The 21,866-nt window shown below is 37.9% G+C and carries 14 protein-coding genes; 3 read left to right on the forward strand and 11 right to left on the reverse strand.

The window, feature by feature from the left end; all coding sequences use genetic code 11:
- From BUB91_RS09375 to BUB91_RS09420, 10 genes are all read right to left on the reverse strand, one after another.
- Window positions 1-1,260 (reverse strand): YaiO family outer membrane beta-barrel protein, encoded by a 1,260-nt coding sequence (locus tag BUB91_RS09375; protein ID WP_083557897.1) that lies wholly within the window; start codon window positions 1,258-1,260, stop codon window positions 1-3.
- Window positions 1,261-1,271: 11 nt separating this feature from the next.
- Window positions 1,272-2,699 carry a glycosyltransferase family 2 protein gene (locus BUB91_RS09380; protein ID WP_073098978.1) on the reverse strand — a complete coding sequence of 476 codons (1,428 nt, stop codon included), beginning with the start codon at window positions 2,697-2,699 and terminating at the stop codon, window positions 1,272-1,274.
- 51 nt (window positions 2,700-2,750) lie between these two features.
- The gene (locus tag BUB91_RS09385) at window positions 2,751-3,845 is read right to left on the reverse strand and encodes a HEAT repeat domain-containing protein (RefSeq protein ID WP_128759339.1); all 1,095 of its coding nucleotides are present in this window, start codon (window positions 3,843-3,845) and stop codon (window positions 2,751-2,753) included.
- Between the two features lie 77 nt (window positions 3,846-3,922).
- Entirely contained in the window at window positions 3,923-4,285 is a 363-nt protein-coding gene (locus tag BUB91_RS09390; RefSeq protein WP_073098980.1) for a response regulator transcription factor, read from the reverse strand.
- Window positions 4,285-5,019, reverse strand: coding sequence for an Hpt domain-containing protein (locus BUB91_RS09395; protein WP_073098981.1), 735 nt, complete (start codon window positions 5,017-5,019; stop codon window positions 4,285-4,287). Before BUB91_RS09395 ends, BUB91_RS09390 begins: the two co-directional genes overlap by 1 nt.
- 34 nt (window positions 5,020-5,053) lie before the next feature.
- Entirely contained in the window at window positions 5,054-8,683 is a 3,630-nt protein-coding gene (locus BUB91_RS09400) for a PAS domain-containing hybrid sensor histidine kinase/response regulator (protein ID WP_073098982.1), read from the reverse strand.
- A 170-nt stretch (window positions 8,684-8,853) separates the two neighbouring features.
- Window positions 8,854-10,176, reverse strand: coding sequence for an ATP-binding cassette domain-containing protein (locus tag BUB91_RS09405; protein WP_073098983.1), 1,323 nt, complete (start codon window positions 10,174-10,176; stop codon window positions 8,854-8,856).
- A gap of 18 nt (window positions 10,177-10,194) precedes the next feature.
- Window positions 10,195-11,169: an NAD(P)H-quinone oxidoreductase gene (locus BUB91_RS09410; RefSeq protein WP_073098984.1), complete on the reverse strand. Its 975-nt coding sequence runs from the start codon at window positions 11,167-11,169 to the stop codon at window positions 10,195-10,197.
- A 210-nt stretch (window positions 11,170-11,379) separates the two neighbouring features.
- The gene (gene lpdA / locus BUB91_RS09415; RefSeq protein WP_073098985.1) at window positions 11,380-12,786 is read right to left on the reverse strand and encodes a dihydrolipoyl dehydrogenase; all 1,407 of its coding nucleotides are present in this window, start codon (window positions 12,784-12,786) and stop codon (window positions 11,380-11,382) included.
- Between the two features lie 88 nt (window positions 12,787-12,874).
- Entirely contained in the window at window positions 12,875-14,968 is a 2,094-nt protein-coding gene (locus BUB91_RS09420; protein WP_164917850.1) for a hypothetical protein, read from the reverse strand.
- Window positions 14,969-15,540: 572 nt separating this feature from the next.
- On the opposite strand from BUB91_RS09420, the gene BUB91_RS09425 reads away from it, so the two are divergent.
- Window positions 15,541-16,278, forward strand: coding sequence for a hypothetical protein (locus BUB91_RS09425; protein ID WP_073098987.1), 738 nt, complete (start codon window positions 15,541-15,543; stop codon window positions 16,276-16,278).
- A gap of 585 nt (window positions 16,279-16,863) precedes the next feature.
- Here the strand turns inward: BUB91_RS09425 and BUB91_RS09435 are convergent.
- Window positions 16,864-17,304, reverse strand: coding sequence for a TPM domain-containing protein (locus tag BUB91_RS09435; protein ID WP_073098989.1), 441 nt, complete (start codon window positions 17,302-17,304; stop codon window positions 16,864-16,866).
- 385 nt (window positions 17,305-17,689) lie between these two features.
- On the opposite strand from BUB91_RS09435, the gene BUB91_RS09440 reads away from it, so the two are divergent.
- Both BUB91_RS09440 and nhaC read left to right on the forward strand, forming a co-directional pair.
- Complete coding sequence (locus BUB91_RS09440) at window positions 17,690-18,226, forward strand: hypothetical protein (RefSeq protein WP_073098990.1); 537 nt, start codon at window positions 17,690-17,692, stop codon at window positions 18,224-18,226.
- Window positions 18,227-20,292: 2,066 nt separating this feature from the next.
- On the forward strand, window positions 20,293-21,774 hold the full coding sequence (nhaC, locus tag BUB91_RS09445; RefSeq protein ID WP_073098991.1) for a Na+/H+ antiporter NhaC: 1,482 nt from the start codon (window positions 20,293-20,295) through the stop codon (window positions 21,772-21,774).
- Window positions 21,775-21,866 lie beyond the last annotated feature (92 nt).

Here is a 21,866-nt window from a genome sequence, read left to right on the forward strand (position 1 = left end):
TTAGAATCGTTTGATAAAACCAACACTTATAGAAAATTGAAGCCCTCTGGTATCTGTGGCATATTCCTGATCTTCAAGCGCAGTCTGAGCCGTTAAAACGTGGGTTGAACCCAGTAATTTTCTATAATATAAAGCAACATTGTTAGACCGCAAACGGGTGATATTTGCCCCATCAAAAAGTACGCTGTTTGCACGATCATCTGGTGAAATTCCGGTTCCTATCTTAGCTCCTATAAAATCATCTGCTCCGCCAAAATAATAGCGCATTGTTAACGCATAAGATTGAGACAACGCACTATCTGAAGGCGTTAAATAGGTTCTGAAATTAAACCAATAATTTTTATAGTATTTCCCTAAACCTAAGGTATAAATAAAAGTATCTTCATTAAATGCCAAATACCTAAACCCAGCGTCTGCCTCAAATGAAGCCGGTAGATTTGCGAATAATGAAAACCCTGCTCTGTACTGCGGAAAGATTCCGCTGTCGCTGGAGATTCCCAAATTTACATAGGTATAAAACAAGTCTGAAATTCGTGGATAAGCATCTACTTCAAATTGCAATGCGTCGGTTCTAAAACGATTTGCAAAATTAACTCGGGCAGCCATTGAGCCCAACTTGGTCTGACGCGTATAATCTAAAGCCGCTAAATGCCACGGATTATCAAAACGCTCATCAAAATAGACAAACTCATAATTAACACCCAGTTCATTCTTTGCCGTAGAACTGTTTATTCCACTTAACATACTGCGGGCCTGCGTTAGTTTTGGGTTTTGTTCTAAAAGCTTCTGAAGCGTGGCAGTTGCTTCTTCGTAATTCTCTAAGTCCTTTAAAACCTTAGCTTTTAAAATTCCTAAGTTTTCAGATTCAGGATGTGCTTCCAATCCGGTGTTTACAATTTTTAAAGCCGTTTCAGAGTTGTCATTCCAAAACTCCAGATTTCCGTAAGCAAAGCTGGCTTCTTCATGACCTTTTTCCTTTGCTAAAACTTCTTCAAAAGCCATTCGAGCTTTAGGCAAGCTATCAGAATACGTGTAAATTCGACCTAAAAAAACACGCACCCCTAAATAATCCGGGCTTTTTGCCAATGCTGCTTTTAAGAGTTTTACCGCTTTAGGATAATCATCTTCATCAAAAGCAGCATTACGAGCCTGTGTGTATAGTTCGTCTGTAGTATATTCTTCTTCTTGTGCAAAAGAGCCAAATGTTATAAAGAACATGGCCAGCATTAAAGCTTTAAATGGTTTGTATAAATGGGGCATAGTATACGTTTTTAAATTTTACCGGTATTTCCTAATCCTGTTCTGGACATTTCTCCCCAGGATTTTTTTCCTTGTATTAAATCTATATTTCCTTTAACCGCAGCCCACATTACAATGGGATGATAAATTATAGGTTCTAGTAAAGCTGTAAGTATGAGCATAAACATATACTTAGGCTTTTTGTATTGCTGAAAAGAATACTCCTCAAAAAATATGGCCGTGATCGAAAATAGAATTGAGAAACTATATATCACTAAAAAGAAAATTCCAAAAACCTGAAAATTCACCTTTCCTAAGATGACTAAAATTATAAAAAATAAGATACCTACAAATTCAATAATGGGTGCAAACCATTCAAAAAACATCCAATACGGTGTACTCAGCAAACCTAAAATACCATATTTAGGATTGAACAGCATTTTTTTGTGTAACATTAAAGTTTCTACCGTACCTCGTGCCCAGCGATTGCGCTGACGGCTTAGGATCTGCGTACTTTCAGGAACTTCGGTCCAGCACAAAGGATCTGGTACAAAACCTACGGTATACGGAATATTTTGTTCTCGCATTACTCTACGCATACGCACCAATAATTCCATATCTTCACCCACGGTATGGTGATTATACCCGCCGGCTTCAATAACCGTTTGCTTATCAAACATCCCAAAAGCTCCTGAAATTAGTAACAAACCGTCTACTCGCGACCATGCCATTCGCCCCATCAAAAAAGCTCTAAAGTATTCTAATATCTGTGCTTTTCCCAGAAATGTGCGCGGTAAACGCACCTCAATAATCCTACCGTCTTCAATAATGCAATTATTAGCAACTCTAATAATTCCGCCACTCGCAATTACTCGCTTTGTATTGTTTAAAAAGGGTCTTATAAGTTTTAAAAGTGAATTCCGCTCCAGAATACAATCTACATCTATACAGCAGATCAAATCGTAGATACAGCAGTTTATCCCCGTATTTAAAGCATCTGCCTTACCCCCATTTTCTTTATCTATTACCCTGAGGTTTTTGTAAGCCTTTATTTTAGACTTATAAATCCCTTTAATTTTTTTTGTTTGAACGTGATGATAGTAAATTAACTCTTGTTTTTCAAGCTGAAAGGTCTCTATAAGCCTTTGAAGCGAATTGTCTTTACTCCCGTCATTGATGACCACAATCTCAAATGAAGGATAATTCAGGGTTAACAGTGACCTAATATTTTCAACCACATTCGCTTCTTCATTATAAGCCGGTGCCAATACTGAAATTGCAGGTAGGTTAGCAGACTGTAATAAGGCAGCATCATCCTGAAAGTTGTTGCGACGTTTATAGTCTCTTATTTCAAAAATTGAAAAAAAGGCAGAAAAAATATATCCTGATATTATGATTAAACCATAGATTAGAAACAGGACACTAAAAACTTCTATAACTGAAATGGAGTTCAACTGCAAAACATTCAATTTTGACAAAAGATAAGCAACTTTAAACTAAAAACACCGTCCTTAAGCACCGATACTGCGATTAATTGAATACTCTTGAAAATCTTCCCAGTCTTTTGTAATAGTTTCAATATTTAAAAGCTTTTTAACAGGAATTTCATCACCAAATAGACCTGAAATCTTATAAAAGTCTATTTGCAGATTTTCCTCTTCTTTATGAATAAATGGCACGAGTGTTTGTAAATCTTGATACGTTCCTATCTTGCCGATAGCATAGAGAATACTGCGCTTATTTGCTGCTGTCTCTTCTGGAAAATGAGCAAGCATCAACTGTAGTGCTTCTGAAACTTCCATCACTTGCAGCACATGAATTGCCTGATGTCTTACACGTTCTGAAGTATGATCTAAGCAATCTAATAAAAAAGGTATGTTTTGAAACTGATTAAAACTTAAAATCATTTTGATACAAAAAACAACAATACTCGCTTCTTTATGCTTGAGCCAGCGTGCGAAATCTGGAATTTCTACTTCAAAACTTTTAAGGCTATTTTCTATTAAAACTTGTTGCCACAGCGTGAGACGATCTTCAAGATTATCTAAAAACACTAATGGATCTGTCTTAGATGTATTTAAAAAATAGAGTATCGCGTGTTGCCTTAATTCTACACGTTGAGATTGTAGCAAGGGCATAATGAGATGATCCGGAACGACTATTCCTAATTTTGAAAAAGCAAAGAGTGCACGAGCTTTATTAAACCACTGACTTCTATTTAAGTCTTTAATTAGAAAATCATAAAGCCCAAGACCGTAAAAAATCTCTTTTATAAGTACCGTTGATTCGCCCTTTAGATTTTCATCAAAAATCAATACTTGCTTGATAAGAAGTTTATGATCGTAAGAAGACTTCAAGTTCTTGTATTTGAAATCAGCTAATTCTTTACTCGTGTTTATGGAATCATCAAATAGAAATGTATTGGCAAAATCTATAAATTTAGATTCGAGCTTTTTTCTATGAGCCTCTTTAAAGTTTTTTTGAATGCGCAAATAGAGAACCAGCCCTACAAAAAGTAAGGTTAGCATCAAAAAGAATAGACTGAGTAGGAGATTGACTTTTAAAACAAAAGACCATTCCTCTAATTCTAGAAGAGCGATTAACATAATGATAAATTCAATTGCGACTTGGGGAGCCTGAGTTACTTTAACCAATATTTGTTCGTATACGCTACTTATTTTTGTTATTGTTTAGCTAGTGTTCTTTTAACGCGTAGTGATAATTCACTTGGGCTAAAAGGTTTTGTTATAAAGTCGTCTACACCCATTTTAAAAGCATCGGTTATGATATCTTCTTGTGTTGAAGTAGATAATACAATGACCGGTATCTTGGGATAAGTTTTCTTTATATGTTCAATAATTTGAGTTCCCGTTACAAAAGGCAACATAAGGTCTGTCAAAATAAGATCAAAGATCTGTTCTTCAAGCAACTTCATTGCTTGCCTACCTTCTTCTGCTACCACAACCTCATAACCGTCTTTCTTTAGTTTAAATTCTAAAGAGCGTACAACCATGGGATTATCTTCTATAATTAAAATTTTTTGCATCAAATTGTTTTAAATAAATCGGGAAAATCTTGCTTTAGATACTCCTGTACTTTTAAGTATTCTTTTTTTAAGAGTTCTACCTGCTCTGCTTTAGATGAATCAACCGGACTATGAGCCAACTGATCGCAGATTGTACTGCCTAAACTATTTTCGAGCATTTCAAAAGAGGGTTTTATATTATGAGCCAGATTACTTACTTCTTTATAATTTCCCTGTTGAAACAGATTTTCAATTTCAGTAACACATTGACCTACAGATTCATTAAAAATTTTTAAGCTTTCGTAAATAAAAGCTTCATCACCATCAGATAAGTTGCTCAAATACGACAACGAATAGGGCTTTGAATCTAGCTCTACAATCTGCTCTTTATTTTCTGAAAGCAGATTTAATACCCGATCAAGATCTGACTTGTCAAATCCTTTTTTTAAAACTTCAAAAGTTCCTTCGTCAGTTTGTATCTCGCTTACACCAGAATCTGATAAAATTAAAATTTCACCACTATAATTTATAGAATCCTTAAGGTAATGAATGGTTTGCACAGCACCAAGTGGTTTTATATGTTCTTCAAGAATGAGCAAATCTGCTTCTCCTATTTGCTTAATATATTGAATGACTCCCATACCCGAAGTAAAATTACTTACCCTTACCTCATTAGGATTGAGATACGTATTGAATACAGCCACAGCATCTGAATCTGTGGTTACAAATAGTATATGTTTTAAAGCTCCGTTCACTTCAGTGCGTGGGTTAGTTAAAAGTGTATTCGTTTTATTTTGTTACTCTGTCTTTTTCAGTATTAGACAAATAGCGTATCAAAGCTTGTTTGAGATCTTCTAAAACAATAGGCTTAGCTATATAATCGTCCATTCCATGTTCTATACAGCGCTCCCGCTCTCCCTTTATTGCTCTTGCAGTAAGGGCTATAATAGGTACTCTTGAGCTATTCGATTCAATTTCCCGGATGGCTTTTGTTGCTTCAAAACCACTCAAAACCGGCATTTGAATATCCATCAACACAAAATCGATTTTTGTCTGCTTGTAAGCTTCTATAGCCTCCTGGCCATTATCTACCTCTACCAATACAGCATCAGGAACAATCTTCTTAATAATCGTTCGCGTCAAAAATTTATTTACCGGATTATCTTCGGCAATAAGAATTCTGGGTGTCTTATCTTGAAGATTAAAAGGTTCTGAAATAGTACTAATTTCCTCGTTATCAATTGGAGGACTTTCTAAATTATCAAAGAATTCATAAAGCTCATTTCTCAATACAGGCTTTACCATCTTACTTACAATATCTAGCTTTTCGCATCTCGCATTCAACTCTTGATCATCTCCAGAACTGTGCATTAAAAGTACAGGAAGTTCTTCTTTAGTTATTTTAAGTTCATTTCTTAGATGCTCTACCAGATCCAGACCGTTTAAATACGGCATATGAAAATCTACGATAGCCAGGTCATAGTTATTTTTTTTCTCTAAAATCTCAATCGCATCAACACCATTACTCACCAGAGTAGTTTCTATATTACGCTCGCGTAACATTTCATCTATAATATAACGATTGTTCAAGTTATCTTCTACAACGAGTACTTTTTTTAGAGAACGCTCTAGTTTATTTTCAATTTGCTGAGAATCTATCGTTGTAAAGTCCACAGTAAAAGAAAAAGTGGTACCCTTTCCGAGTTCACTGGTTACTTCAAGCTTACTGCCCATCAGCTCTAAGAGTCGATTACTAATGGTCAAACCTAATCCCGTACCGCCATATTTTCTGGTAGTAGAAGCATCTGCTTGATCAAAAGCTCTAAATATTTTCTTTAAATTTTGAGGAGCAATACCGATGCCCGTATCTCGTATTGAAAAGGTATAACGCTTTTTCTGATTGTCATCAATTAAACCTTTAGCTTCAACTTTAACTTCGATCTCCCCTTTATGTGTAAACTTAAATGCATTACTCAACAGGTTTATTAAAATCTGACGCAACCTAAGACCATCTGCCATGATGTTAGCATCAAGACCATTGGGGATGTTAAGCAATACTTCAAGCTCTTTCTGATGGGCCTGTTGTTTAATCATTTCTACAGATCTACCACAGATCTCTGAGATATTTACGCGCTCTTCACTAAGTTCAAGCTTTCCGGCTTCAATTTTAGAAAAGTCTAGAATATCATTAATTAAATCTAATAAGGAAACTGCCGAAGCATAAACAGTCTCCATATATTTCTGCTGATTAGCATCAAGTTTTGTTTTGAGCAACAGATCACTAAAACCGATTACACCATTTAATGGTGTTCTGATTTCGTGACTCATATTTGCTAAAAATTCGGACTTAGATTTATTTGCAGCTTCAGCTTTATGTTTTGCTTTGAGCAACGAATGCTCCATTGCTTTTAGGGTAGAAATATCTGCCGAAACTCCCAGATAGCCTTTTGTATTTCCGTTTGCATCTTTAATTGCTGTAACAACTAATTGAACCGGGAACGTAGAGCCGTCTTTTCTAACATAGGTCCAGTCACTCGCTTCAAGTTCGCCTCTGTTTATTTTAAAAGTAAATATATCGTGTTTATCTACCTGCTCTCCATATTGTTTCTCAAGTTCCAAAGCATAATTCTGAACTTCTTCTTTTTTATGAAAAATTCCAGGCTTTTGTTTACCTATCATCTCTTTGGCAGTATATCCTAAAAGGTTTTCAGCTCCCTTATTAAATTTTCGAATAACGTGATTGAGATCTGTTTCTACAATAATCACCTGAGTTGTAGAATCTAGAATAACACGCATATCGTTCAAGCTATCCCTTAACGCTTGCTTAGCATTAAGCTCATCGGTCATATCTACCACCTGACCTATTAAAGAACGTACATGACCATGCTCATCTAATAAACCCGAAACGGTCAAAAAGCAATGAACTATTGAGCCGCTCTTGTGTAAATAGCGTTTCTCTATCTGATAGGTAGCCAGTTCTCTAGATATGACTTTTGAAAAAAGTTGATTATCATTATTACGATCATCAGGATGCGTGATCTCATTTAATGATTTCTTTAGTAACTCTTCTCTGGTATAGCCAATCATCTGAGCTAAATTATGATTGACACTACGCCACCTGCCATGCAAATCTACCAAGGCCATCCCATTAGGAGAATATTCAAATACCCTTTTAAAACGCTTTGCATTTTCTAATGCCTTACGCTCTAGGTTTTTTCTATCTGTAATATCTTCTATCTGAGTAATTACAATATCAGAACCCAAGTCACCTACAAGAATTAAAGAACAGTTTATATTACACCAGATAGTACTGCCTGAATAATGAAGACATTCAACTTCTATATTATAATTTTCTATTGCACCGGATAGCAACTCACATCGCTTTTGAATAGCAAGTTCTAAATACTCCGGCTTAATAACATCTTTAAATGTATAATTTAAAACTTCTTCATCTGATAGCGAATTAAGACCAAAAATCTTTCGTGCAGCAGGATTGGCCATTTCTAATTTATTCTGGCTGTTTACCAGAATAATACCTATAGCAGAATTTTCAAAAACTTTAGAAAACCGAAGCTCCGCTTTTTTATGAGCTTCCTGATGATGTTTTCTTTTGCTGATGTCTTGAAATGCACCATAAACTCTTACACACGTGCCGTTTTTAAGTTCGGGTTTTCCCATACTCCTAACCCACTTTTCTGTTCCGTCATAGGTTACAACAATAAACTCATCGTCAAAGTTTTTTCCTTCTTCAACACAAGCAGTAAAAAGCGCTATGAGTCGATCTCTATGTTCTCCTTCTTTATAAAAATTTACACCCGTTTCTATTTGAGGTTCATAATCTGGCGGTACACCATGTATTTCTTTAGTAACGCGTGTCCATGTTATAGTATTCTCTATTAGATCTACTTCCCATCCTCCTACACAAGCTAAATCATTAGTCTCTTCATAAATTTCATTGAATTTACGAAGCTTCTTAATCTTCTTTAGATACTTGTTTGAAGAGAACTCTTTATCAACATCCCGTATAAATTTTACAATAAGATGCCGGGATCCATTAGAATCTGTATATACACTATGAGTCGATTTAGCGGTGAGTATTTTCTTGCTATTCGAAAAAAAAGAAAAGTAGTTCGTGCTTTTTGCAGACTCATTTGCAGATAGTGCCTGCACTAAATCTTCAATAGTTTTTTTACCAGCAGGTCCTAAAACCGCCCACCACAAATCTAACTCAACATCTTTTGCAGGTTCTGCATATCCTAAAATGGACCAAAAAGACTGTGTGATAAAATACCGATCTTGAAATTCCAAGTTAATGTAGTAAATACCTAGTGTAGCTTCGTTTGTAATCCAAGAAAAAATATCAGAATCCTCGCACAATATGCGATGAAAATCTTCTTTAAAAAATTCTGATTTAGACATTGTCTAAGAGTTTAAGTTGGGTTACAAAATTTAAAACAAGTGTCTTAAATTCATATTGGGTAATCAAATATATGTTTTTGAGCTTGTATTTTTAGCATTTTACCGATAAAATCATTTTAGAAATATAAATGGTGTCTAAAAAGTTAATATCAACACCAACTGAATGATTCTCAGTTTTGTTTAAATACTGCTCTTGAACCCGTTTGAGAAGGTTCTAATTCTAGTACATTTTCAAAATTCAATCCATCTTCCTTTCTATGAGACACATACAGAATTGCAGTTTCACTAGCTCCTGCTATTTTATTTATCAAGTTAACTAACAGCTGCGCTCCCTGAGTATTTAAACTTGAAGTAGGCTCATCCAGAATGAGTAAAGGCGGATGCTTTATCATCGCCCGAGCTATTAAAACAAGTCGTTTTTGAACCTCATCCAATGTTCTAAAAGCTTTTAACTTTAAATTGGTCAAGCCTATCAACTCAATCCATTCTTCTGCTCGAGTTATCTCTAGTGTTGTTGGTTTTTGGTACAAGCCCACACTGTCGTGCAAACCGGAAATCACCATTTCTAAAACGGTATGCATACCATCAAAACGCTCTGTCATTGTAATCGTGAAATACCCGATTTTTTGTTTGATTTCCCATACACTTTCACCAGAACCTTTTTTCCTCCCAAATACATACAATTCCTTTCCGTAGCCCTTTGTATTATCACCGGTAATCATTGAAAGTAAAGTCGTTTTACCAGAACCGTTGGGTCCTTTTAAATGCCATGTTTCTCCCTTTTTTACTTCCCAGGAAATCGTATCTATGATGGGTTTACCATCAAAAGATACCGAAACCTTATCAAATTTTATTAAACTTTCAGGTACATGCTCATAGTACTCTAAAGGCTGCGGAATTTTTGAAACTACAGAGTTTACTCGATAATCGAGATTTAAATGCTGCACAAATGGCCTCGAAGTCAAAAGCTGTTTTCTTTTAATGCCTTGTGAGTTTGCCTCAAGTTCGACCTTTGACCTCTTCAATTCAGTTTCCCTGAAAGCTTTTTCCTCGTAAACCAACCCCGTATTAATAAACGGTAGTAAATCCTCCTCTCGTCTATAAAGCTGGATTAGGGTTGTAGTAGTTGCTAACTCTTGAAGTTTCTTTCTAAACCAGGCTACTTTCTCTACATCAAGGGCGTCAAACGGATTATCTAATATTAAAAAACTCGGCTGCTGCTTCAGCTGGTAGTCGAGTAATAGTTTTTTACGCTCCCCACTAGACTTACTTTTTAGATCGTCATTTTCAGAAGTAAGAACCGTTTTTCCGTGACGGTATTCTTCGTCCAAATAATAATCGAGCATATGATTAGAAAAAAGAAGTCCAGCTCCACCTGCCTCTTCAACAAGCCATTTAGAATCACTTAATTCTTTTAATTTTGAAAAGCTGAGGGCTTGCTCAGAAACATCACAAGCATAATGCTTTCGCTCTTTTTTAGCATTCAATTCCATAAAAATATCTAATCGATTTTAAGCAATCTCTAAAATTATCTTACCTATATGACTACTACTTTCCATCAGATCGTGAGCTTTAAAAGCTTCTTCGAGTCTAAATGTTTTATACACAAACGGCTTTATTGATCCGCTGCTTAGTAAAGGCCAGATTTCCTTTTGAAGCTCCAGTGCTATAGTATGCTTAACTTCAATAGTTTGTGGCTTTAAAAGACTACCGGTGAGGCTGAGTTGCTTACTCATAATCGTCCATAAATTGACTTCCGGAGTCAAACCATTCATTCCATTAATAGTGACGAGACGTCCCTGCTTGTTGAGAATATTCAGGTTTTTCTGCGTATAACTTCCGCCTACCATATCGAGAATCACATCAATTTTACTAGCTGCAAATGCAGATTCAAAATCAGTCTCCTTATAGTTTATGACTTCCGCTAAATCATACTTATTAATAAATTCTAATTTCTCCTGAGAACCAACAGTTGTAAATGTTTTTAAGCCTAAAACTTTAGCCATTTGCAAGCCCATAATACCAATACCACTTGTACCGCCGTGAATCAATAGGTGTTCCCCCTTTTTTGCCTTTGCTTGCTGAAATACATTAAACCAAACCGTAAAAATAACTTCTGGCAACGATGCTGCTTCAACAAAACTAAAGCCATCAGGGACAGGCAAACACAATCGCGCATCCACGACAATTTCTGTAGCATATCCACCACCCGCAACAAGAGCACAAACTGCATCTCCTACTTTTAGAGATTCAACAGAATCAGCTATTTCCACAATTTCTCCCGCCACTTCGAGTCCGGGAATTTGAGCTGCCGGAATATCGTCACCATAAGCATCCGGGTTTTTACGCGTAAGCATATCACTTCGGTTTATACCCGCGGCTTTTACTGCAATACGTACTTGGTTCTCTTTTAAAGGTTGACTATCAACTGTTTTTAGTTTTAAAACTTCAGGACCACCTGCTTCGGTTATTATAATTGCTTTCATAAAATAGTTTTCAATTGAAAGTTCATTAAGAATGAAGACTTAACCTATCAAAAAAATCATAAAAAAAGCCCTCTTCTTTAAGAAAAGGGCTTTTTAATTGGCACCGCCAAAGGGTTTAATATCAGGATGCTTGTCTCGAAATTGAAAATTTGTTTCAAACGAATGCCTCGTGGGATTACCCCGAGGTAGTTTACTAATTATTAAAAATCTTTAAATATGTAAGGCTCTGTCTTCAGTTGCAGCAAGTGCTGCTTCTTTTACAGCTTCAGCATAGGTAGGATGCGCATGCGACATAATCGCAATATCTTCTGCACTTGCACGGAATTCCATCGCGGTTACCCCTTCAGCAATTAAATCTGCTACACGAGCCCCCACCATATGAACGCCAAGAACCTCATCGGTCTCTTTATCTGCAAGAATTTTCACAAAACCATCTATATCTCCGGAGGCTCTGGAACGCCCTAACGCACGCATAGGAAACTGACCCGTTTTATAAGCAACACCAGCTTCTTTAAGTTGCTCTTCGGTCTTACCTACAGAAGCAACTTCTGGCCATGTATACACCACACCGGGAATCAAATTATAATCGATATGCGGTTTTTGACCGGCAAGGGTTTCGGCAACAAAAACACCTTCTTCCTCAGCTTTATGCGCAAGCATCGCACCACGTACCACGTCACCAATTGCATAAATGTTTGAAACCGAAGTTTGCAAATGCTCGTTTACCTCAACACGACCGCGGTCATCTGTTTTCAATCCGGCAGCTTCCAGATTCAATCCATCTGTATAGGCTTTACGCCCTACAGAAACTAAAACATAATCACCTGTAAACTCAACTTCATTATCTTTTTTATCGGTAGCCGTAACCACAACCTCATCGCCCTTACGCTCCACAGCGCTTACTTTATGAGACGTATTGATGCTAACCTTCGCTTTTTTAAGAACCTTTGTCAGTTCTTTACTTTGAGCCCCATCCATCGTTGGGATGATTCGGTCTAAATATTCTACAACAGTAACTTCAGAGCCTAGACGCTTGTACACCTGACCCAATTCCAGACCAATTACGCCACCACCTATAACAATAAGATGCTTCGGGATCTCTTTAAGTTTCAAGGCTTCAGTAGAAGTAATGATGCGCTCTTTATCGATGTTGATAAACGGAAGACTTGCAGGTTTACTTCCGGTAGCAATAATGGTGTTTTTTGCTTCGATTTCTACATCATCCCCTTCAGCAACTGCGATGTGAATGTGTGTTTTATCTTTAAAGCTACCAACCCCTTGAAAGGTGTCGATCTTATTTTTGCTCATTAAAAACTCGATCCCTTTTGTGGTTTGCTCCACTACAGAAGCCTTGCGCGCCATCATTTTCTCCAGATTGATTTTGATCTCCCCGGGAATTTCGATACCGTGCTCTTCAAAATGCTTAATCGCATCATCGTAATGATGTGAAGAATCTAATAAGGCTTTAGAAGGAATACAACCTACATTAAGGCAGGTACCGCCCATAGTAGCATATTTCTCAATGATTGCTGTTTTAAGACCCAACTGGGCGCAGCGAATAGCAGCCACATAACCTCCGGGACCGGAACCAATGACCGCAACGTCGTATGTACTCATAATTTTGCTTTCTTTTAAGAGGCCTTAAAGGTACGACACACAAAAAAGTTAACCGAATTTATGAGTTGAATATTTTTGATTTGATATTCTAATTAGAGCCTATTCTTCTGATAGATAAATTACACGTATTTGCCGGGAAAGAGGTGTCACCAGCCAATACGGTATATCTTAGACGAAGTCTATCATTTGCATTTAAAAAAACTAAAAATGTTTTTGATGAAGATACTCGCTGACCATTTCCTAAATGCGTTGTCTGATTAGAACTATAATCAATTTTTGTAAATGTCGTATTATTTGGAGCTCTTTCAACATAGAATTCAAAATTTCGTGCATTGGCATTATTGGCTATCATACTAATTGCGTAAGATACCTCATATGTACCAGCAACAGTTGTTTGTAAGTAAAACTCTGTATTATTATGTATAACATTTTTAAGAACAGAACTTGCGTTTAAACTACGAGTATAATCACCTGCTGTATTCAACCCTCCATCATTACTAGCATACATTTCACCAAATGCTTCTACAGGTGCACTAGCTGGTGTTTGCCAAGAGGCATTACCAGTTGCATCACTGGTTAAAACTTTATTAGCCCCCTGATTTCCATCGACGTAACGCAAGCTTCCATTGACCTGAAGTTTCGCTGAAGGGGTATTGGTCCCAATACCTACTTGTAGATTAGAATTGGTATGATTTCCCAAAATAATGGAATTAGCTTGAGGAGCTCTAGTCCCAGTGCCTAATGCGATGGCATTTGCCCCTGTACTTTCAGCATTATTTCCAATAGCGACAGCCCCATCCTGATTGGTATAGGTATCGTAACCCAACGCGATAGAATTTTGTCCCTGAGCATCAGATTGCCTACCAAGGGCTGTAGCATTAAGTTGATTGGTATAGCTTTCTGCACCAATTGCAACAGAATAATCCCCTTGAGCATCTGCCGAAAACCCAATGGCTAAACCAAAAGCTTTATTAGAATACGCATCGTCACCTATAGCTAAAGCATGTGTTGCAAGAGCCGCAGATGAATAGCCTATTGCTATGGTATTGAGTGCATTTCCCTCTGCGCGATTACCTATTGCCACAGATGAAATGCCAGTAGCTTTGGTTTCATACCCCACAGCAGTTGAATTATCAGCTGTAGCATCAGAATTATAACCTAATGAAGTCGTATTTATTGCAGAAGCATTTGCTTGATTCCCTAATGCCGTACTATTAGACTGACTGGCATTCGTATTTGGCCCAATTGCAGTTGCATTTGAATTTGTAGCTCTAGATTCTCTACCATTAGCAACCGCATCTGTAGCGCTAGCTAAAGCATTAAAACCTGTAGCTGTTGCACGGGCACCACTAGCATCTGCATTACGACCTAAAGCAGTCGCATCGTCTGCAGTAGCAGTTGTTTCAAAACCTATTGCGGTTGATCGCGCTGAACTGGCATTGGATCCACGCCCATAAGCAGCACTCTCTTCGCCTTGAGCCCTACTTTCAAAACCTGTAGCTGTAGAACGGGCCCCAGAGGCCGCGGCAGCTCTTCCTAAAGCTGTTGCTTCTTCCCTAGAAGCTGCTGCTTGAAAACCTATAGCTGTTGATCTTGCTCCTGATGCAATCGCTGATCTTCCAAATGCAGCAGATTCTTCTGCTAAAGAGCTCGCTTGATAACCTATAGCAACAGACCTTGCTCCATTGCTGGATGCATCTCTACCTAAATAGAATGAATTATCAGTTTTTATACTACCAACACTAATATTATTAACCCTAAAAATTAATGGTTGGTTATCTGTTGTTCCTAAAAAATTACTTGAAGGATCTGTATCTGAATTCCCTGTCAATGCCCAACCTGTTGATGCACCACCCGAAACACCCTTTAAGGCTACCCATTTATTTTGTGACGAACTGAACGCATACATACCTTCCGCAGTAACATCAGCGGTTTGACCTGTAGGTGTTGTAGTGGCTTGAGTCACGTAAACAAAAGTACCATTCTGAGCCGCTGTATAGGTTTTCGCTTGGAGTTGATTCCCTGTTAATCGTGGAGGTGCAATGCCATCTAAAGAAGTTGCATCTGATGGATTACCGATAACATCTAATGAACTTTTAGGATCGGTAGTACCAATTCCTACCTGAGCTGAAATAGAAGAAAATACTGCTAAAAAAAGGAATACAAGTAATTTTTGTTTCATAAACATATTAAATCTAAAGCACCGCAAAAATAAATGTTAAAATAGCATACAAGACTGATAAATAGTTATTTAACACAAGTAAAAAAATAATCCTACAATTTTGCTTTTTATCTGCTTATATTGATTTTTATCGGCATATACGATAAAAACAAGCAGGCAGTTTTGAGTTTTAAGCTCATATGCTAAACAATTATTTAATCGATTTATCTTAAGACTGCTTAATCTGATAAAAGGGCTTTGAATGAATCACCTTGAGGCCAGCCCATGGGATTAAAAAGAAACAGCTTTTGACTTCGAGGCAAGCCTCGGGAGCATTTAAATCTCGAGCAGGCCTTAAAACAAGGACTCTTAAGGTTAAAACCGGCAATACCAACAGGCTTTTTTACACAAATATTAAATATGCGCTGGTGGGGTATTGCTTTATTTCATAACTTACTCTTGTGCAGCATGCTACCACACTGAGTCCACACTAAGTCCACACTGCTACCACACTTTGCCACACAATTTGTGGTGGACTTTGGATGAAGTCTTGTAGTACTCTGGCAGAATCTTTAACTTAATAACTCGTTACTATGGCACATTTAGACCCTAAAGGAAATATTGTAGGCAGTATAGGCCAACTGGTTTTTAGAAATGTAAATGGGAAAACCCTTGTACAAGCCAAGCCCGAAAAAACCGGGAAATATCCCTCGGGACGTTCCAAACAGTCCGCAACCGATTTTGGTCGGGCCTCGCGTACGACCAGTGCGCTGGTAAGAGGATTGCGTCCGTTTATAGGTACAAATTATGATTCGCAATGGTTCAACCGCTTTCGGAAAACGGTGTATCAGGGAATGAAAACCAATACCCCATTGCATCAGGGTAATCTCGATTTTGCACAAGGAAGCCCTGAGGTTTTAGAAGGTTTGGAGTTCAACCTGCAAACGCCCTATCCGGAATATGTACAACTTCCGGGCTTAGAACTTCGTCTGGATGCCGGAAAACTACTTATCACATTGCCCGAATTTAAAACCGGTAGCCAACTCTACTGGCCCAAGGAAGCCAGTACTGCCGAGCTGTGTTACTGGATCAGTGCCTATGCACCAAGCGATTATCAAACCCTGCATCAGGAACTCTTTTCTATTCCCATCCCGCACCGTACCGCAACCATCCCCGCGTCACGCTACACCACTGCCGAGCTGCCTCAGGACAGCCTGACTCTGGTGACAGCCGGTATTTTGTTTTATACAAGCCATACGCTGCGGAGCCAACAAACACTCAACAGCAAAGCTTTTAATCCGGCGCAGGTCTTGCGGGTGTTTAGGACATAATCAGAGCACAGAACATCCATCTCCTGCAGGTATTTCAAAACAAGGGTTTTGATTTTTAATGAGTATTAAAAAGCTTCTCTTGGAAGCGAAGTTTGAAGAGATGTTTAACGAGGTTATTGATTTGAAATGTAAAAAACTTCTAAAGGTGTTTTACGTTTCTATAGCAGGTTCTGTTTATTTTCCTTGCCTCTACTAATCTGACTAACAGCATTACATAGCACAACAGATGCATTCCTCTCCCTACGGTCGTCAGTTGCAGAAAAGAAAAGAGCCTTTTTCTTAGGCATTTTTGCCTTAATAGGCAAAACCGCAAGAAGCCCCCTAAATTTTCTCCAAGGCCTCAAAAGTAGTTTAAGGGTAAGCCCTGATTATCAGCTCTGCTTGCGTATCACATCGGTTCTTTATAACTCTCTCTGCGCTTACCATGAACTCAGGGATCAAAACATTTTATCCTTTGGGTATAGATGTGACTACTTTTGAATTCAAAACTCATAAGATGGATGAGAGTTTGAGATAGGTATCAAATACTAAAAGGCGTATACTGTAGCTTGTATTTACAGTTTCAGCTTTTACTGCCCAACGCATTTATTTAAGTTGCAGACTAATGGCTTCAATTCCCTTTAGGAGTCCTTTATAATATTTTTCCTGTTTAAACTCCGGAATCATGAGTTCCTCGATAATGCGTTTTGTTTCTGAGTCGGTTAAGCCTTGCTGAATTCCCATACTGTTTTCAATACGAATCTGTTTCAATTCTTTTCCCAGGGCAATTACAATTCCATTATCTTTTTCTTCCATTCCAACTCCCCAGTAGTTCGCTAAATCAAATGCATAACTTTCAATAGTGGAATAGGGTTTTATCGAAACTAAAGTCACAACTGCTATTTGATTTGATGTTGCAGATTCAAGTTCTTGAATTTTTCTGGTGAGTTCCTCTTCTTCTGATTCGCTAAGAATATTCTCAAAATCATTCACGGATCCTTTTTGTTTAGGAAAAACACTACTTGCTTTAGGGCTACCAGAAGGCATGTCTGCAGGTGCTGTTTTTATCGAACTGCAGGACGTATACGCAATCAATATGAAAATGAATGTAGTAAATTTGAAGGAAAGTCGATTCATTTGCCTGTTGGTTGACCAGATTTTTCAATCTGCTTGTTTATTCGTGTTCGAAAATACACATTGAACTAGAATTGGCTTATGCTTTTTTACTTTTTTTTAGTTCAGTAGCGTCAGGAAAATGCAGGTTGCACGGACCTGTTAGTACTGTACTGACTCAAGGAAAGTCTCTTACGACACCCTTTTGAAAGGGTAACTAATTTTAAATCACACATATAGCTTAAACAAAGTTCTGGCAGTGCTCTTCTTACACATTTTTTAATCTCCCTATCTTTACACCTTAATAGTTTATGACTTTATGAACCTACTTGGAACCGGTAAAAACGATTTAAAATTCATACTACATCAAACCTTTAGCAGCCCATTATTCTCACCGATAAGCAACTACGTTTCCTGGAAACTCGAAAACAATTGGGATGACTATAATGAGCTTTATCATGCCGTTAATTACATAGAAAATTTAAAACAGACAGCAAGCGTTTGGTTTGATATACACACTCTGGAAAGAAAGGGCACCATCATCGGCGTTTTAACGGTTGTAGGGGGTGAACTGGAAAAGCTTGGTATAGAAGGCGAAGCCGATCTAAAGGAGACCGTATTGCTCAAATACTTCCATATCGTAGAAAAAGGAATGGGGCACGGAAGCTATTGGCTTAACACTATTATTTTCCCCTACTACCGCTCTAAAAACTACGCTAAAATTCGAATTAGCAGCAGTCATCCCAAATCTTTTAATTTTTACAGTAAACTCGGTAAAGAACTGGATCACTATACCAAAAAAAGTGATAACAATTTACACGAACGGATCTGCAAGACCTTTTTAATAAACCTATAATCTCAGGCAAAAGAAAAGGTATTCAAGTAGTGGTTAGAATGTTTGTTTTATGCTTCTCATTAAATCATTGATTTGGAATACAAGAACTTAGTAAAGACGGTTTGTCTTGTCCAAAGAAAAGTAAAAAAAAAAAGACATCCTTGCTTCGAAATTTTTTCGCTAGATAATCGAGATTAAACTCCAATGAGCTGGTCCTGAATTTTAGATTTAGTTTTAGGGTATTTGGTACTCGCTTTAAAAGCCGTTTTATGGTCGAAAACCGTCTGGTCAGCTCCGCGTCGCTACTCTTGTTATACTAAAAGCAACCCTTACTGAGGAAAAGTAGTCCAAATGGAAAGATATGATCTCAAAGCCTATGCGCCACCTGGCTCATTCGCTAAAAAGGTCTACCAGACCTTTTCTTAACGCTCTGCCCTTGCGCCTATTCTGAACCGAGGGAAGGCAATCGTTTAACCCTTCGGGTTTGAGTAATTTATCAGTTTATCAATTAAGATAATTACTTAAAGCTTGAAGAAAGCTAATTAATACGTCAGTACCGGCCTACAAAGATTTATCGTGAAATTTGAAGTGAGTGACGTAAAAAATTTTAGACTGTTTGAGCTGCACGTATTGATTTTCTTTACTGATTTATTCAAGCGAGTTTCTAAAATTTAGCGAGCGAATGATAAATTTAGATAAAGCTTTGTCAGCCTTGATTTTTTGGTTCTTTTGTATCAAGACAAAAGAACAGGAACACGAATAGAAACTATACTTTTTATATCATCTCCCGTTCATTTTCTTTAGCTCGCGTGATTTCTATTTTACGGGAGCTCGTGAATCTCCTAATGTCGGTTTAAGACTAAAGGTTCTCTTGGAACAGTGCATTTGGCTCCCTGCGGTCGTCGGATGCAGAAAAGAAAAGACACCTTTTGGATAGATATTTTTCGCCTTAGGGGCGAAAACCGTTTTGTACGTTCCGCGTCGCTATCGCTCCTGTCCTTCGGAGCTTCCCGCGGTTATTCTGAACCGAGGGAGAGCCATTCGTTTAACCCTTCGGGTTTGAATACTTACTTTTTTGTAGTCTCTTATGAAATACATTTTTAAAACGGCCTATCAGGAGGTTCTCGTAAAATTTGAAGTGAGCGTAACGTAGCAGGCGGTTCTGTTTGAGGCCAGCGGCCGAGTTAAGCGCATGCAGTGCAGCGAACAAAAAATTTAGAGAACCTCCTGTAAGCCTAGCGTTTTTTGTTTCTTTTTTGGGCGATGCAAAAAAGAAAGGGAATATGAATAGGAGTTATAGGTTCTATTCATGTTCCTTACTTTTCTTTAGCTCGCGTGTTTGTTATTTCTCGGAAGCTCGTGAACCTCCTAATGTCGGTTTAGCTCAAGAGACTCCTACGTCGTTTTAAGACTAAAGGTTCTCTTGGAACAGTGCATTTGGCTCCTTGCGGTCGTCGGATGCAGAAAAGAAACGACACTTTTTGGATAGATATTTTTCGCCTTAGGGGCGAAAACCGTCTTGTACGTTCCGCGTCGCTATCGCTCCTGTCCTTCGGAGCTTCCCGCGGTTATTCTGAACCAAGGGATTGTGATTCGTTTAACCCTTCGGGTTTAAGTAATTTTTAATAGAATGGTAAAACGGCCTACTTTTTAGATCCGTAGTAAAACAAGCAAATCCCGCAGCCTTGGATGTGGAGGATGGCTTAGCGCAGCGGTTTGCCATCCGCAGGATAAGGGATTTGCGTAGTTTTCAAGGATGTAAAAATAAGCCTTGATTTTTTGGTTCTTTGGCATCAAGGCAAAAGAACAGGAATACCAATTGAAGTTGCAGTTCCATTTAAGGTGTCTGTGAACCTCCTAATGTCGGTTTGAGGAATTAGTTTATCAATGATTTGTTCTTTACTTTTCTTTAGCTCACACCATTTTTAGTTTCTCAGAAGCTCGTGAATTTGCTAAAATCGGTTTTCGATTGAATCATGCTCCTTCTCTATTCTTTTTAAGGAGATCTGCGATAAGATTTAGCTATTTAACAAATACCCTTTTTTAAACCAGATTGCTTATTATTGTAAGCATCTTAAAAAACGCCAATGGAAAGTCAGGATATAGATCCCAAAAATCAAGAAATTGTAGACAACAGAGAGTTAAATATCTGGGAAGCCTTAATCCCTATTATAGCTCTTGTTGGGATGCTGGCTTATAATGTATTTGTGTTTGGGGATGATGCGCTTAGCGGGTCTAATCAATTCATTTTATTACTGGGTGCTGCAGTTGCAGCCCTCGTAGGCTTTTTTAATAAAACTTCTTTTGATACGATGATGGAAGAAGTTGCTCAAAACATAAAATCTACAGCAGGAGCCATTATCATTTTATTAATGGTGGGAGCCCTTGCAGGAACCTGGCTTATAAGTGGTATCATCCCCACGATGATTTATTACGGGTTACAAATTTTAAATCCGTCTATTTTTCTTGCTGCCTGTGTTGTCATCTGTGCTATCATATCAGTTGCTACTGGAAGTAGTTGGACGACTTCTGCCACTGTAGGTATTGCTTTAATAGGTATCGCAAATGCGCTAGATATTTCACTCGGAATGACCGCCGGCGCAATCCTTTCCGGGGCGTATTTTGGAGATAAGCTTTCTCCACTTAGTGACACTACAAATCTAGCCCCGGCAATGGCAGGTACCGATTTGTTTACCCATATTCAGTATATGCTATATACAACAGTTCCTACGATTACAATTACGCTCCTCGTTTTTATAATAATCGGTTTTAATATAGAAACCTCTGGAACAGCAGATACTTCAGCAATTCTAGCTTCCATAGATGCTGCGTTTAATATTAATCCGTGGTTATTTTTGGTTCCCGTGATAGTCATTTTTATGATTATCAAAAAAACCTCCCCTTTAATAGCTCTATTAATAGGGACCCTTCTAGGCGGAATCGCTGCGCTTATTTTTCAGCCTGAAATTGTTGCCGGACTTGGAGGAAGCGAAACACTTACTTTTAAAAGCGGCTATATGGGTGTGATGAATGCAATCACTGTAGACACCGCTATTGAAACTACAAACGAAAACCTCAATGATCTTTTTGCCGCAAGCGGAATGGCCGGTATGCTGGGCACAATCTGGCTAATCATCTGTGCCATGACATTTGGCGGTGTTATGGATGCCATTGGCGCTTTGGCACGCATCAGTAAGTTTATGCTCAATTTATTCGATAGTACTTTTGGATTATTCGCCAGTACAGTTGCCACCTGTATTGGTCTTAATGCTACGGCAAGTGATCAATATCTAGCGATTGTGGTCCCCGGTAAAATGTATGCAAAAGCCTACCGCGATAAAGGTTTAGCCCCAGAAAACCTGAGTAGAACATTAGAAGACAGTGGTACGGTAACATCAGTACTTGTACCCTATAATACATGTGGAGCATACCAGAGTGGTGTCTTAGGTGTTTCTGTTGCAGATTATTTCATCTATGCGATATTCAACTGGTTGAGTCCATTTATGACCTTAATTTTTGCTGCATTCAGTATAAAAATCAGAACGCTGAAAGAAAGTAAAACGGCTTAATTGCTTTCTATTAAAAAGTGAATTTTTATAACATTTACGTTTTATCATTACCTTAAAAAACAACTAATAAATTTATTGGTCTTACATTTTTA

It is taken from the genome of Leeuwenhoekiella marinoflava DSM 3653 (assembly GCF_900129005.1).
Taxonomy (GTDB): Bacteria; Bacteroidota; Bacteroidia; order Flavobacteriales; family Flavobacteriaceae; genus Leeuwenhoekiella; species Leeuwenhoekiella marinoflava.

Excerpts from the sequence above, each read along its gene's own strand:
- BUB91_RS09375 (WP_083557897.1), bottom strand. The coding sequence starts at position 1,260 with ATGCCCCATTTATACAAACCATTTAAAGCTTTAATGCTGGCCATGTTC.
- BUB91_RS09385 (WP_128759339.1), bottom strand. The coding sequence starts at position 3,845 with ATGTTAATCGCTCTTCTAGAATTAGAGGAATGGTCTTTTGTTTTAAAA.
- BUB91_RS09390 (WP_073098980.1), bottom strand. The coding sequence starts at position 4,285 with ATGCAAAAAATTTTAATTATAGAAGATAATCCCATGGTTGTACGCTCT.
- BUB91_RS09400 (WP_073098982.1), bottom strand. The coding sequence starts at position 8,683 with ATGTCTAAATCAGAATTTTTTAAAGAAGATTTTCATCGCATATTGTGC.
- BUB91_RS09405 (WP_073098983.1), bottom strand. The coding sequence starts at position 10,176 with ATGGAATTGAATGCTAAAAAAGAGCGAAAGCATTATGCTTGTGATGTT.
- BUB91_RS09410 (WP_073098984.1), bottom strand. The coding sequence starts at position 11,169 with ATGAAAGCAATTATAATAACCGAAGCAGGTGGTCCTGAAGTTTTAAAA.
- lpdA (WP_073098985.1), bottom strand. The coding sequence starts at position 12,786 with ATGAGTACATACGACGTTGCGGTCATTGGTTCCGGTCCCGGAGGTTAT.
- BUB91_RS09420 (WP_164917850.1), bottom strand. The coding sequence starts at position 14,968 with ATGAAACAAAAATTACTTGTATTCCTTTTTTTAGCAGTATTTTCTTCT.
- BUB91_RS09425 (WP_073098987.1), top strand. The coding sequence starts at position 15,541 with ATGGCACATTTAGACCCTAAAGGAAATATTGTAGGCAGTATAGGCCAA.
- BUB91_RS09435 (WP_073098989.1), bottom strand. The coding sequence starts at position 17,304 with ATGCCTTCTGGTAGCCCTAAAGCAAGTAGTGTTTTTCCTAAACAAAAA.
- BUB91_RS09440 (WP_073098990.1), top strand. The coding sequence starts at position 17,690 with ATGAACCTACTTGGAACCGGTAAAAACGATTTAAAATTCATACTACAT.
- nhaC (WP_073098991.1), top strand. The coding sequence starts at position 20,293 with ATGGAAAGTCAGGATATAGATCCCAAAAATCAAGAAATTGTAGACAAC.